The sequence below is a fragment of the Streptomyces sp. NPDC102437 genome, assembly GCF_044765565.1.
Taxonomy (GTDB): Bacteria; Actinomycetota; Actinomycetes; order Streptomycetales; family Streptomycetaceae; genus Streptomyces.
In genome coordinates this window covers 1-12,721 of record NZ_JBIWKI010000045.1, presented here as the reverse complement: position 1 = coordinate 12,721, position 12,721 = coordinate 1, and the positions used below count along the sequence as shown (strand labels likewise).

The window sequence follows — 12,721 nt, the reverse complement described above, 5'->3', positions numbered from 1 at the left end:
GCCAGAGCATGAGCGCAGTGGGCAGCAGCGCGGACAACGCCGCCGCGGAATCGTTCAACGCGACCTTCAAAAGGAAGACGCTGAAGGGGCGACTTCACGGTGGACAGCAGGTGCGCGGGTGGCCGGCGGTGAGGCCCATCGCGGACAACGGCGCCGTCGTGGACACGCAGCGCCACCGGGTCGCGGTGGAGGACGTCGAGCACACCGCTTGACGACAGACCCGACGTCCCGCCGACGGCCGCGGAGAGCCACTGGCCGCCTCTTCATGGTCCCGCTACAACAGATGGCGGGCGAAGAAGATCCCCACCCGGCGTCGTACCTCAGCGAGGGTCACAACCGGGTCGCCGGTGCCGACGAGCGCGGCCCGCGTTGTCGCTGTCACAAGACCGGCGGTTTGGAGCCGCGCGACGAGCGAGCCGTAGTCGGTGAACGCCCAGTGGTTCGCGTCGGCGAGCAGCACGCGGCAGCCGGGAAGGCTCGCCCAGGAAGACTCGATACGGGCAGCACCCTCGAATCCGTCGGTGCGGAACAGCAGCAGCGGCCGGTCGACTTCGACCGGCGTCGGGTACAGGTCGAGGTAGCCCTCCAGGTTCGCCACCGCGCCGACCCGGCGGTCGTGGCGGGCTGCGTACACCGCCGCCGTGCCGCCTGCGGAGTGCCCGTACAAACCGATCCGGCAGGAGTCCATGACCGATGCGAGCGGCAGGTCGCCAAGCCGGTCCAGGACCAGCCGGAGATCCGCGATCCGGGTGTCCACCATCGTGCGGAAGGTCTCCGGGTCCGGCGGTCCGATCAGGACGGTCGTCCGCAACCCGGTCGGCAGCTCCACTTGAGAAGCGTCACCGGGGTGGTCGACGAGGACGACCACTCGGCCGTGGCTCGCCAGGTCCTCGGCGAGGGTTGTGCCGAGTGTGCGAGAGTCACCGCCGCCGGGTGAATACACCAGCACCGGCCGCCGGCCGGGCAGCGGCGACGCGCCCACGTACCCGTGGGTGAGGACCGCGCCCCAGTCCACCACTCCCGGCTCCGGCAGCCCCGGGTGGCGCCCCGGGACGTACTCGGCGAACGCCGCGGCCTCGTCCGGGGTGAGCTGCGGCGCACGGGAGAAGCCGCGTACCGATCGGGCCGGGTACAGGACGGTCAGCATCAACTCCCTCACGCCGCCCACCCACGGGTCGGTACGGGAAGGGTCCGTCAGGTGGACTGTCTGCATGCCGACGGGGTACGGCCCGGCGGGCGCGGGCAGCCGGAGGATCGAGCCGCCACCGGAGGCGGACGCAGCCGTGGGCAGCAGGGCGGCGGCACTCCCGAATAGGGTGCCTTTCAGAAGAGTGCGTCGAGAAGTCATACGAGCATCCTTGGGGCGGGGGCCCTCACGATGCGAAGGTTCAGGCCCTGGCCGAAAGGCTGGCCCCGGACGAGAGGTTGTGAGGGTGCTGCGAATCCACTTCACCGCGCAGGACTTCGCCCGGATCCGCTTCGCACCCCGCCCGGCGCCGCTCCAGGAACTGCATGCCGCCCTGACGACAGCCGTGACCCGGCATGGCGGGCCTCAGTTCGCGCCGTGGCGCGGCCGTGTCCTGCGCTCCCTCCCGGCCGCAACTGACCCGCTCGCCGACCTGGTTCCGGCGGGCCGCCCGCCCTCTTTCCTCGACGTCCTCGGCGACACCATGACCGACTGCTTCGAACAGATCCGCGCCGCCAACCCCGGTCTCGTCCGCTCCGAACTGGAGCGGGTCTACGGGTCGGTGCCCGCCCCTCGCTGGATTCGCGGCTTGCACGCCGGCGACGAGACGGCCTGGCGCACCCTGCACCGCGCCCAGCAGGCCGCGTACGAGACGGTTCTCGCCCCGGTCTGGTCCGTCGTACAGGATCTGCACCGCGAGGAGTTCACCCGCTACGCCCTGACGGTCGCCGAGCACGGCGTGGCCCCCACGCTGACCGGCCTGGCGCCGGGCAACCGACTCCACGAGGATGTGTGGGAATGGCCCGGCGCAGCGCCGGACCGCGCCGTCTGCCTCGACGGGCGCGGCCTGATTCTGCTGCCCACCTTCCACCACCCGGCGGGCCCACTTCTTCAGGACGCCCCGGGCCATCCCGTAGTTCTCACGTACCCAGCCGGTCCCGGGCTCCCGCCCACTGCGGGGCGCCCGGTCGTCCCCGCCGAGACCCTGGCCGCCGTCCTGGGCCGCACCCGGCTGGACGCCCTGCGCCTCCTCGCCGAGCCTCACACCACGACATCCCTCGCCTGCGCCCTCCACGTCAGCAACGCGACGGCCTCGTCCCACGCGGCGGCGCTCAGATCGGCAGGCATGGCGACGACAACCCGCACAGGCCGCTCGGTCACCCACCAGCGCACCGCCCTCGGCACGCTGGTTGCGGGCGCCTGACCGCGGTAGTTCGCCACAAGACAGCCCACAGGCCATGCGTTCGCGGCATCAGCGGAGGCGGTCGATGCCTGAGCGTTCCGCGCCCCGTGGTGGCGACCCGGGACCGGCGGCCCGCCCGGGGTCGCCTCGGCCTGAGCTCTGAACGCATGGCCTGCGGTTCCCGAAGCGGGACTGGAGGAGATCTCGCAGAAGTACGCGTGCCTCAAGCTGACTCAGCCCCCGCCTGATTCGGTTGTCCGTCAAAGCGGATCTAGCCCAGTGGCGCCTGGTGAGAAGACCCTCGGCTGCCGCCCCGGAACCGGCTCGCAACATCGGGTTCCGGGCGAATATTCCGACGCAACAGCTCTTCGGCGCGTGGTGGACCTCACTCACCAGGCATAGTTCATCGTTCAACCATTCGGGGTTAGTGTCTTCAATGCCAGCAAGGCAAACACGCACTAACTCGCCCATGTGCATCACAGGGTGGAGAAAGAGGGGAAATCATGACAAGCAGCATCGTTCGTCGGACTGTCGTCGCGATCGCCTCGACCGCCATCACCGCAGCCGGGCTTCTCGCCACCGGTGGCACCGCCTCGGCGGCGACGCACCCGAGCAGCACCCAGCCGGGCGCCGTATCCATCGTCCGGATCACCGACCACCACGACGGGGACCGGCACAACCACAACGGAGACCGGCACGGCGCATTCGGCGGCCGGGGCGGCGACGGCCGGGGCCACTGGAAGCAGGATCGCGACGGAGGCCGCCACTGGATCCGGCACGACGACCGCCACGGTCACCAGGCGCGAATCGACGTAGACCGTCGCCAGTGGGTCCTCGACCAGATCCGCTGGGCCGAGGACCACGGGCACACCTACTGGGGCAGCCTGGAGCACCACAACCGTTCACACCGCTGAGAATCGCGGGGATCAGGGCCATCACCGCCCGGTCCGCCGCACACGACGGGCAGGTGACACGGCCCGAATCACATGCGGGCGGGCATCCCGAAACAGTGGGGGCGCCGCAATCACCGTCACCACAGGCCAGGCGCCGCCCCGGCCCCGAACCAAGACAAAGCCATGATCACTTGCGTAGACGGCATGCTCGACATGGAGCTCGTGTCGCCCCTGGGCGCACGGTTCCCGGTACCGGCCCATCTGCTCTACAGGTCGCAGGACCCGCTGGTGGTGGAGTTCCTCTTCCATGACCTCGTCCGAGGGCCCGTGCCCTGGGTCATCTCACGCGAGCTGCTCGCCCGGGGAATGCTGGCACCCAGCGGAGAGGGTGACGTGCGGATACGGCCTACCGGGACCGGCCCGGACGCCCTCCTGCACGTTCTCCTGAATTCTCCGGGCGGCTCCGCCCACCTCGTCGCTCCGCTCCCGGCCCTCAAGCACTGGCTGCTGCGCACCTACCAGCTGGTGCCCGCCGCCCAGGAGGCCGAGGCGCTGGACCTGGACGGCCACCTCGACCGGTTCCTGAACGGGGCGTCTTGAACCGATCAAACGAGCGGCGCAGCGCCGTCGCGGATGAAGGATGAGGCGGGAGCCGGAAGCATGACAGCACATGTCCTTGCGCGTGGTCAGGGCGTCGCCGTGTGGTGGCGGGATTCGGGCCGGGCCTGGTGGCCGCGAGTCGTGGGGTCGGTTCGGCCTGCGGCAGTATGGTCCGCGGCGGTGCGGCCGACAGGGGTGCGGACCGTCAAGGTCCTGATTGCGGCCCTGCTGGCCTGGCAGGCGGCTTCGTGGTGGTTGCCGGGGGAGCAGCGGTATCTCGCTGTGGCCACAGCGCTGGCCATGGTCAGTGCCCCCAGCGTCTACCGGTCGGTGACGCAGGCATTGCGCAGTGTGGGTGCTCGGGCGGCTGGGCTGGCAGTGGCTGTGGGCGTGGTGTGGCTGCTGGGTCCGGCGGCGGGGAGTGCCGCTGCCATTCCGGCGATTGCGCTGGTAGTGGCCGGGCGGCGAGGTTCGGACGGTCGTGTGCAGGTCGCTTCGACAGCGGTGCTGGCTCTGGCTGCGGCGACGGCCGTTCCCGTGGGTCATGTGGTCGCGCTGACGCTGGCGGCGTTGACCGGGGCTGTGGTGGGAGTCGCGGTGAACGCCTTTGTTCTGCCGCCCGTGCAGCTGAGCGCCTCCGGTTCTGCGGTACGCGGTCTGGCCGTGGCCACGGGAGAGCTGCTGGTCGACATGGGCCGGGGGCTGACGGAGCGGCAGCACGCCGACCGCGCGGACACCTGGCTGGAGAGGGGCAGGCGTCTGGAGGACCTGGCGGTGCGGGCGCACGAGGACGTCCGTGAGAGCCAGGAGAGCCTGCGCTGGAACACGCGGTGCGTCGCGGTACGCGGACGACGCGAGCCCTCGGGCCACGGCGAGGCCCTGCGCGCTCTGCACCGGATCACCTTCCAGGTCCGCGGCATCGCCCGGACGCTGGCCGACACCGTCGACGACCACCGCCCGGGGCAGATGTTCCTCGACCGCTACGCGGCGACCCTGCAGGCGGCGGGCGAGGCGGTGACGTACTTCGCCGCCCCCGGCCCGGCTGACGGCCCGGCCCGGGACGAAGCCCGCGAGCGGCTGCGCAGGGCCATCGACGACGCCACCCAGTGGCACACGATGATGACCCGCGAGATCGAGCACGGCACCCTGCCCGAGCCCGGCGCCTGGCACGTATACGGATCACTGATGACCGACGCCGAACGCCTGCTCGCCGACCTCGACCGTGCACCCCGCTCCGCCGCACCCCCCCGAAATGATTGAAGTTTCACACATCAGCTACTGTAAGGCATATGCTTGAACTCTCAAGTAAGATTCGTACTTCTCAGAAAGATCCGTTCAACATGGCTTCCGCACTCACCCGTTCCCTCGATTCCCGCCCCGGCGTCACCGAGGGCACCTCGCCGCACGCCTACGACGTCGGACTGCTGATCATCCGCGTCGCCCTCGGACTGACCGTCGCAGCCCACGGTGCGCAGAAGCTGTTCGGCTGGTTCGGTGGCGGAGGCCTCAAGGGCACCGGCCAGTTCTTCACGATGAGCGGCTACCCCTCGGGCGAGACGATGGCCGCCATCGCCGGACTGAGCGAGGTCCTCGGCGGGCTCGGCCTGGTGCTCGGCCTGCTGACGCCGCTCGCCGGCGCCGCCGTCCTCGGCACCATGATCAACGCCCTCGCCGTCAAGTGGGGCGGCGGCTTCTTCGCTCCGCAGGGCATCGAGTACGAAGTCCTGCTGGCCGCCGGTGCCGCCGGACTCGCCCTCACCGGGCCGGGCAGGATCGCCATCGACCGATTCCTGCCCGGCCTGCGTGCACACCGGCTCGCTTACGGGGCCGCCGCCGTGGCACTCGCCGTGGTGCTCGCCGGCCTCGTCCTGCTCATCCGCAACTGAGTGCCGCCGCTGCCCGCAGCGCCTCCTTCAGCCGGAGCACCCAGGCGTAACGCGGGTACGGCAGACAGAGCCGACCGCGCGGCGGCGTGGTACGGCGAGAGTTGGCTTTATCGCGACACACGGCTCTGGCACAGCTGCTGGGTTCTGTCGCGGCTGTGACCAGCGGCAGAACGAAACCGCGGAACGGGTCCGTCAACACGCCTCCCTGGCTCCGCGTACTGCTCTCGTCCGCGGGACGCGAGTTGCTCGCGCTTTGCGAGGACTTCGGCGAAGAGCTCGTCGCCACGCTGCGGTGGCTCCGCACGACAGGCCATTAGCGATCACGCCCCGAACCCGGTGGCGGGCGGGCTGGCGGCACGGCTGAGGGCAGCTACGGACGGCGCCGGGCGAACAAGCCGGGTTCGGCCAAGGGCGCCGAGACCGAACCCGGCGCTCGAGCTTGCGCCGGGTGCCCTCGATGTTCTTCGGCGTGACGGCGAGATCGAGGCGCTCGCGCAGGTCGCGGGCGCGCATCGGGCCGACGGCTTCGGCGAATGAGTCGAGGATCTGTTGGTGGGCCGGGTGAGCCGGCAGGACCGGCGGCGGATCGGTCGGTTCCGGAGCGATCGGCGGCCGCCAGAGGCCGACGACGGCGCCCGCTCTTCGCCCCGAGGCAGTGCCGCCGGTGAGCGTGACCAACGGCGGCCATGGCCAGGCCTCGGCTCTGCCAGTCGTTGCGGACCATCTACGGGATCTTGAGACCACCAGCAGCCCATGGCAGGCTCATGCCGCATGATCGATGAATTCGCGAAAGACAACCTGCACGGGAGACTGCGGCGGGACCGCAAGGCTCTGCTCTGGAAACTCGACGGCTTGTCCGAATACGACGCCCGCCGACCTTTGACAGCGACCGGGACCAACCTCCTCGGCCTGGTCAAACACGTGGCCACCGTCGAGGCCAGGTACTTCGGCGAGGTCTTCGACCGCCCTTCCCCGGAACCGCTGCCCCGGTGGCAGGACTACAACGGCAGCGATCTGTGGGCGACCGAGGACGAGACCCGCGAGCAGATCATCGGGTTCTACCGGCGCACATGGGAGCACTCTGACGCGACGATCAACGAGCTTCCCCTCGACGCCCCCGGCCACGTGCCCTGGTGGCCGGAGCATTGTCCCAACACGAACCTGTTCGCCGTCATGACCCATGTCCTCGGCGAGTCCAACCGGCATGCCGGGCACGCCGATATCCTGCGTGAGGGCCTCGACGGGCGGACCGGGGTGCGCCCCGAACACGAGCAGCAGATCGACGAGGAAGTCCGTGCAGCCTACTGCGCGAAGATCGAGCAGGCCGCCAGGGCGGCCGCACCAATCAAGGCTTAGTTAGACATACCAGGCAGCCTGATCCGCTCCCCTACCGGCTCTTGCGATTTCCGAGCACCCGGCCACCTGATATGCCCGCGTCACCCAGCGGGCGCAGGGCGCCGGCGGCCGGGGTCGAGGTGGTGAAGCTGTAGCGGCCGAGCACGTTCAGGTTGCGGTGCTTGAGCGGGGAAAGCCGGGTGATCTCCTCCTCGCGGATCCATCGTCTGAACGGGTTCTGGCAGCCGGACAGAACAGTCGCAGGACAGCCCAGCAGGACGTCAGTCAGACTCTGAGCCACGACCACCGGAACCCGCTACGAGTATCAATGTCAGACCTGCCTGGGAGGCTTCAGGCATGGAGATGCAGGCATGGAGATGACAGTGCAGCTGACGATCGACTGCTCCGATCCGCAGAGAATGGTGGCGTTCTGGGCCCGGGCCCTGGGCTATGCGCCCGAGCCGCCGCCGGACGGGCACGCCACGTGGCGCGCCTACTGGGAGGCGATGGGGGTGCCTGCGGAAGAGCTGCCGACGGGGGCCGGCGACATTCCAGAGTCCATCGTCGATCCGGCGGGGCGCGGACCGCGCGTGTGGTTCCAGCAGGTTCCGGAGCCGAAGACCGCCAAGAACCGGTGGCACTTCGACCTGAAGGTCGGTGGCGGCCGTGACGTTCCGCTGGACGCCCGCGCGCGGCGGGTCAGGGCCGCGGTGGACCAGCTGGTCGAGGCCGGTGCCACCGTGCTGAGGATCAAGGACGAGCCGGACCTGGGGCTCTACGCCGCCGCCATGCAGGACCCCGAGGGCAACGAGTTCGACGTCGTCTGAGGGCCGTTGCGATGGTGCCGGTCACAGCCACTCGTTCACGGCTGTGACCAGCACAGTCGCCTCGTAGCGGACCGAGAGCCCGTCGTAGCGCGTGGCGACAGCGCGGTTTCTCTTGAGGCGGTTGATGCCGCACTCGACCGCAGGGCGTTCGCGGTAGTCGGTCGGGTCGAAGCGCCGCGGGCCCTCGACCCGTTCGGCAACAACGGCTCCAACACCGCCCGCTGCTCGTCCGTGAAATCTCCCCGGCCCATGAACCGTGATCATTCACAGCCCGAGACCACTTTCGATTACACGGCCTAGACGGGTGGTGGCGGAGGGTTGCCCGGAAGGGTCGGATTCTCCGGATGCCGTACGTCGCCGCTGCCGAGCAGGACGCGGGCCCGGACCCGCATCGGCTCGTCGCCGCGCCGGGAGAGCAGGACCAGCCCGTCGACCAGGGCCGTCATGGGGCCGAGGAGGGCCTCTGCCTTGCGGGCGAGGGGGTGTGGGTCCGGGGTACGGCCGAGGGACAGGTGCGGGGTGTAGCCGTGCGAGTGCGATCCGCAGAGCGGGAAGCGGAGCTCCAGGGACTCCCGCAGCCGCGCCCAGGGTTCGTGGTCGGCGGCGGCCGGGTCGAGCCAGACGGTGGCGTCCTCGCGGTGTCCGAACCAGTGGATGCCCGCCAGGCGAGCGGTGAACGGCGGCGTCTCGGCGAGCGCCGCGGCGACCAGCGGCAGGGCCCGGGTGAACTCGGCCTCGGGGACGAAACCGAAGAGCACGTTGACGTGCGGCGGCCAGCGGCGGATCTGCCGGTCGTGTTCGCGGCGAATGTGCTGGATCGGCGGCCACAACTCCGCCGGCGGCAGCCAGGCGACGGCGGTGCGGTTCGTCGACGGGACGGCGAGGACGTCGCCGGGTGCCGGGGCCGGCACGGGACCGACCTGCCCGACGAGGGTCTCGTCGAGTCGGTCGATGCCGGAGGCGCGGTCCCAGACGACCTGGCCGTCCGCCTCGAAGAACACCACCCGGTGCCAGGGGATCTCCCCGCCCGGTACGAAGTCGCCGAGCAGGACCCGCTTCGGCGGGGCCCCGCGCTCGGCGATCCCCATCACGAACCGCTCGGGGTCGAAGCGCGGGTCCCAGAGCACCCGGTGGTAGATTTCGTCGCTGGTGTGCACGTCAGCACCTGCCCTCAACCATCAGGGTGACGCGCGCCCGGTCGGCCCTGCAATTCAGCGCCCGGCCCGCCATGCGCCGCCCGAAGCTCGCCCGCCGGCCCACAGGGCGGGGCATCATCCGGGGCATGGTGTCCATCACCGCGCGCCCCGCCGCGGTCGAGGACCGCAAGGTTCCCGGCCATCGGGAGGGCGACCTCGTAATGGGCCCTCGTGATGGGCACCCGGCCCTCGGCCATCGCCACGCTCGTCGAGCGCACCAGCCGCTGCACAGCCATCGTTGCGCTGCCGGACGGCATCAAGGCCGAGCAGGTCACTCGCACCTCACCAGGAGTCTCCTCGGCATCCCGCCCCCAGCTACGACGAACGCTCACCTGGGACCGGGGCCGGGAGATGGCCGAGCACCAGGCCATCACCGCCGAGACCGGGAGGCCTGTCCACCTCTGCAAGCCGCGCAGCCCGTGGCAGCGTGGCACCAACGAGAACACCAACCGGCTGCTTCGGCAGTACCTCCCCGAGGGCGCGGAACTCCGCACGTTCAGTCAGGCCTGTCTGGACGCCATCGCCCACGACCTCAACCATCGCCCGCGCAGGACCCACGGCTATCGCACTCCGGCAGAGGTCTACGCTGGCCTACTGAACAGCGGTGATGCGCTGACCGCTTGAGCTCGCCCTTGTTCCCGGTACTTGTCCATTGCGGCTGGTGACGGCGTTCTTCCCTCGCCGTCGGCCGAACCGCTGAACAGCGAAGACGTACCTACTTTGCGCCTGGTGTCCGAAGCAGGAGTTCGGGTCCGGGACGGTGCCCGTGCGCGGTGACGTCCTGCCAGTTCTTGAACCCGGCCTTGTGCGCGCGCCCCCGGACGATGTCGTTGACCGCGTCCCCGGTCAGGTGGTCACCCCGCCCGGTCGCGGTGGACCGGTTCTGCAGGGTGCCGGTCACCGTCAGGGCGCGCAGCATTTGAAGCTCGCTGGTACGGGCAAGGGTTCCCGGACGGCCGGTCCGATACCCTGCGCGGACTGGAGGGTCCGGTCGACGGCGGAGGCCCAACACTAATGATCACCGGATTCACCAGGGAGCCCGCAGCATGACCGGCACCACGGAGGCCCTCGGCGGGTCGGCTGCGGTCGACAATGCAGCACGCAGTGTCACGCGCCCCTTCTACGTATACGCCGTGCTCGCCAACACGCTGTTCCAGCGCGGCCTGTTCGTCCTCTTCCTTCAGCAGCGAGGCTTCTCCGCCGGGCAAGTGGCCCTACTGCAGACACTGCTCTACCTGGTCAGTGGACTTGCGGAGTTACCGACGGGAGTCATCGCCGACCGAATCGGCAGGCGTGCCAGCATCGTGATCGGCCAGATGCTGATAGCTGGATGTCTGCTCGGTCAGGTGGCGTTCTCCAACTACTGGGTATTCCTGGCGCTGTTCATCGGGCAGGGCGTGGGCATGGCATGTGTGTCCGGTTCGGACACCGCCCTGCTGTACGACCTGCTCGTGCGTCGTGGTGCAACGGCCGGCTACGTCAAGATCAGGTCCCGGTTCACCATGCTCGGGACGGTCACCTCGGGAGCCGCCATCGTCCTCGGCGGCCAACTGCAGCAGATTTCCTGGGGAGTCGTCTACGTCGGTTCGGCGGCGTGCCTCGCCCTGTCCGTGGTGGTGCTGATGTCACGGGTGCCCGAGATCCGCGGCGCGGACGCGGTGGACGAGCAGGACGGAGCCGAGGAGGAGCACAGCGACGCCACAGCATGGCGGGCGATGCTTCGGGTCGCCACGCCGGCGCTCGTGACGCTTGTCGTGGTGTCCGGATTGATGCATGCGACTTTGACGCCGTACATCATTTTTACGCAGAAGACCCTCTCTGATCAGGGAGCGGGCACCGCATTGGTCAGCGTGGTCATATCGGCGGGATTCTTCGCCGGCGGGATCACTCCGCTGCTGTCGGACCGCGCGGACCGGCGCATCGGGTATCGGGTCGTAGTCCCGGTGTCTCTCCTGACGCTCGCCGCGGCACTCGGCCTGAGCGGCTTCGGCCTTGTCTGGGTCACCATCGCCGCGTTCCTGGCCCTGGTCGGAATTCCCGAGATCACCGCCGTGATCGTGGACAACGTGTTCAACGAGGCCGTGCCGTCGCGCCACCGGGCGAGCCTGCTGTCGATGATCGCATTCGTGGAGTCGGCGCTCATCGGCATCGGCTATCTCGTCCTCGGCACGCTCATGGACGGGCTGGGCTCCAGTGCGGGCATGGCCACCTACGCCGCGGTCCCCCTGCTGGCATGTCTCCTGTGGCTCCCGGTGCTCTTCCGAGGAGCACGGGCGACCACCGAGATCGAGAAGCCCGCCGACCACAAGGCATCCTGAAACAGACCATCTCGAGCAACGCCCTGCCCGATGGCAGGGTGTTGCTCGTTGACATGTCGCTCCCAGTCGGCGACGGATCTGTCATCGCGACGATCAACTGGATGAACGCCCTGGCAACTTGATTCCGCTGGCCGTGGGGCGGGCGCGGGGATGTGTATTGCTGTCGCTTACCCCGCTCCGGCGCATGCCTCCGCCTCTGCCAGATACCGTGCCACCGGGCCCAGGGTCACCATTGCGCTGGCGGCGCCGGCGTGTTCGGCAGGGGCATCGCGCAGGGCAGCCTGGGCGCGTGCGGCGATTCCGCGCTCGCCGAGGCGTACGGCGGCGCGGACGGTCAGGCACCACATGGCCTCCTGCATGTGGTCATGTGGTGGTTCGGGTATCGCGGCAAGGGCGGTACGGGCGTCCTCACCCCGGTCCTGGGCGAGGAGCACCAGGGGTCGCGCCCAGGGTCGGAACGGGCCCCAGTCGAGGTGCGGGTCGGTGGGCGCCGGCCGGTCGTGCAGCAGGCGCAGCCCCAGCAGGGCGAGCGGAAACAGGCCGCGGTGCAGCCCAGGCATGCCGGCCGTTTGGAGGGCGTCCTCCGCAGCGCGGTACTGCGCCGCGGCCGTGGCGGCGGTCGGTCCGCCGGGTTCGGCGCTGCGGGCGGCCGTGGCCCGGGCCCTGAACCACCCGGTGAGGACGGGGACGAGGGGCGCCTCGGTGGTGGCGGCGAGCTGATCGGCTGCGTCGGCGTGCGAGGTCGCAGCGTCGAGGTCGCCGAGGGCCGAGGCGGATTGCAGGCGAACGAGTCGGCCGAGTACGGCGAAGCTCGGCAGGTCGTGCCGGGTGGCCAGGTCGAGGATCTCGGCGCCGACCCTGTCCCGTGCCGCCGCGAGCCCGGGGCGGGTGAAGGACTGCAGGAACACACCGTTGAGGGCGAAGGCCAGCAGGGCGGGGTCGGCCAGGTGCCGTGCCAGCGCTTCAGCTTGCAGTGCCGCCTGCTGTGCGTGCTTCAGCTCGGTCCCGGACAGGTCGGCGCTGCGGCTTTCGACGGCGACCGTGGACAGGAGGCGGGCGCGCAGGTCGGCGGGGCCGTCTGGGCCGAGCCCGGTGAGCGTACGCTCGGCAGCCGCGACGACGGCGCGGGACTGTTCGGGGTCATCGGCCCGGCTCCAGATGGCAGGCACGTCGTAGGCGCCGATGATCCGGGCGGTCAGGGAGGGCCTTGCCCCCGAAGAGTGGACACCTGTTCGTATCGTTATGCGGCAAGTGTCAGGGTAGCTGACTGCTGCTCGTAGACGATCGGCGCCTGCTG

Annotated in this window: 15 protein-coding genes and 1 pseudogene; 10 read left to right on the top strand and 6 right to left on the bottom strand. The window is 70.0% G+C overall.

Annotation, left to right across the window (positions count from 1 at the left end; all coding sequences use genetic code 11):
- Positions 1-17: 17 nt before the first annotated feature.
- A complete protein-coding gene (locus ACIRJP_RS35125; protein ID WP_404183423.1) occupies positions 18-212 on the top strand; it encodes a hypothetical protein in 195 nt (64 codons plus the stop codon).
- Positions 213-274: 62 nt separating this feature from the next.
- Here the strand turns inward: ACIRJP_RS35125 and ACIRJP_RS35120 are convergent, their stop codons facing one another.
- The gene (locus ACIRJP_RS35120) at positions 275-1,348 is read right to left on the bottom strand and encodes an alpha/beta hydrolase family protein (RefSeq protein WP_404183338.1); all 1,074 of its coding nucleotides are present in this window, start codon (positions 1,346-1,348) and stop codon (positions 275-277) included.
- A gap of 85 nt (positions 1,349-1,433) precedes the next feature.
- Here ACIRJP_RS35120 and ACIRJP_RS35115 point away from each other — a divergent pair, with 85 nt between their 5' ends.
- The 6 genes from ACIRJP_RS35115 to ACIRJP_RS35090 all read left to right on the top strand — a co-directional run bounded on the left by ACIRJP_RS35115 (position 1,434) and on the right by ACIRJP_RS35090 (position 7,104).
- Positions 1,434-2,390: an ArsR/SmtB family transcription factor gene (locus ACIRJP_RS35115; RefSeq protein ID WP_404183335.1), complete on the top strand. Its 957-nt coding sequence runs from the start codon at positions 1,434-1,436 to the stop codon at positions 2,388-2,390.
- A 482-nt stretch (positions 2,391-2,872) separates the two neighbouring features.
- The gene (locus tag ACIRJP_RS35110) at positions 2,873-3,283 is read left to right on the top strand and encodes a hypothetical protein (RefSeq protein ID WP_404183332.1); all 411 of its coding nucleotides are present in this window, start codon (positions 2,873-2,875) and stop codon (positions 3,281-3,283) included.
- 162 nt (positions 3,284-3,445) lie between these two features.
- Positions 3,446-3,862 carry an SsgA family sporulation/cell division regulator gene (locus ACIRJP_RS35105; RefSeq protein WP_404183329.1) on the top strand — a complete coding sequence of 139 codons (417 nt, stop codon included), beginning with the start codon at positions 3,446-3,448 and terminating at the stop codon, positions 3,860-3,862.
- A gap of 180 nt (positions 3,863-4,042) precedes the next feature.
- Positions 4,043-5,122: an aromatic acid exporter family protein gene (locus tag ACIRJP_RS35100; RefSeq protein WP_404183326.1), complete on the top strand. Its 1,080-nt coding sequence runs from the start codon at positions 4,043-4,045 to the stop codon at positions 5,120-5,122.
- A gap of 80 nt (positions 5,123-5,202) precedes the next feature.
- Positions 5,203-5,748, top strand: coding sequence for a DoxX family protein (locus ACIRJP_RS35095; protein ID WP_404183323.1), 546 nt, complete (start codon positions 5,203-5,205; stop codon positions 5,746-5,748).
- 771 nt (positions 5,749-6,519) lie between these two features.
- The gene (locus ACIRJP_RS35090) at positions 6,520-7,104 is read left to right on the top strand and encodes a DinB family protein (RefSeq protein ID WP_404183320.1); all 585 of its coding nucleotides are present in this window, start codon (positions 6,520-6,522) and stop codon (positions 7,102-7,104) included.
- 31 nt (positions 7,105-7,135) lie between these two features.
- Here ACIRJP_RS35090 and ACIRJP_RS35085 read toward each other — a convergent pair whose 3' ends face one another.
- Complete coding sequence (locus ACIRJP_RS35085) at positions 7,136-7,384, bottom strand: hypothetical protein (RefSeq protein ID WP_404183420.1); 249 nt, start codon at positions 7,382-7,384, stop codon at positions 7,136-7,138.
- A 70-nt stretch (positions 7,385-7,454) separates the two neighbouring features.
- On the opposite strand from ACIRJP_RS35085, the gene ACIRJP_RS35080 reads away from it, so the two are divergent.
- Positions 7,455-7,910, top strand: coding sequence for a VOC family protein (locus tag ACIRJP_RS35080; protein ID WP_404183317.1), 456 nt, complete (start codon positions 7,455-7,457; stop codon positions 7,908-7,910).
- Positions 7,911-7,931: 21 nt separating this feature from the next.
- Here ACIRJP_RS35080 and ACIRJP_RS35075 read toward each other — a convergent pair whose 3' ends face one another.
- Both ACIRJP_RS35075 and ACIRJP_RS35070 read right to left on the bottom strand, forming a co-directional pair.
- Positions 7,932-8,174 carry a hypothetical protein gene (locus ACIRJP_RS35075; protein ID WP_404183314.1) on the bottom strand — a complete coding sequence of 81 codons (243 nt, stop codon included), beginning with the start codon at positions 8,172-8,174 and terminating at the stop codon, positions 7,932-7,934.
- Between the two features lie 32 nt (positions 8,175-8,206).
- Complete coding sequence (locus tag ACIRJP_RS35070; RefSeq protein ID WP_404183311.1) at positions 8,207-9,067, bottom strand: RNA repair domain-containing protein; 861 nt, start codon at positions 9,065-9,067, stop codon at positions 8,207-8,209.
- Between the two features lie 213 nt (positions 9,068-9,280).
- Between ACIRJP_RS35070 and ACIRJP_RS35065 the strand changes: the two genes are divergently transcribed.
- On the top strand, positions 9,281-9,730 hold the full coding sequence (locus ACIRJP_RS35065) for an IS30 family transposase (protein ID WP_404183308.1): 450 nt from the start codon (positions 9,281-9,283) through the stop codon (positions 9,728-9,730).
- A 91-nt stretch (positions 9,731-9,821) separates the two neighbouring features.
- On the opposite strand, the gene ACIRJP_RS35060 is transcribed toward ACIRJP_RS35065, so the two are convergent.
- Positions 9,822-10,025 (bottom strand): hypothetical protein, encoded by a 204-nt coding sequence (locus ACIRJP_RS35060; protein ID WP_404183305.1) that lies wholly within the window; start codon positions 10,023-10,025, stop codon positions 9,822-9,824.
- A 127-nt stretch (positions 10,026-10,152) separates the two neighbouring features.
- Between ACIRJP_RS35060 and ACIRJP_RS35055 the strand changes: the two genes are divergently transcribed.
- Positions 10,153-11,424 carry an MFS transporter gene (locus ACIRJP_RS35055; protein WP_404183302.1) on the top strand — a complete coding sequence of 424 codons (1,272 nt, stop codon included), beginning with the start codon at positions 10,153-10,155 and terminating at the stop codon, positions 11,422-11,424.
- 167 nt (positions 11,425-11,591) lie between these two features.
- Here ACIRJP_RS35055 and ACIRJP_RS35050 read toward each other — a convergent pair.
- Positions 11,592-12,721, bottom strand: a pseudogene (locus ACIRJP_RS35050) (SARP family transcriptional regulator); the annotation flags it as partial.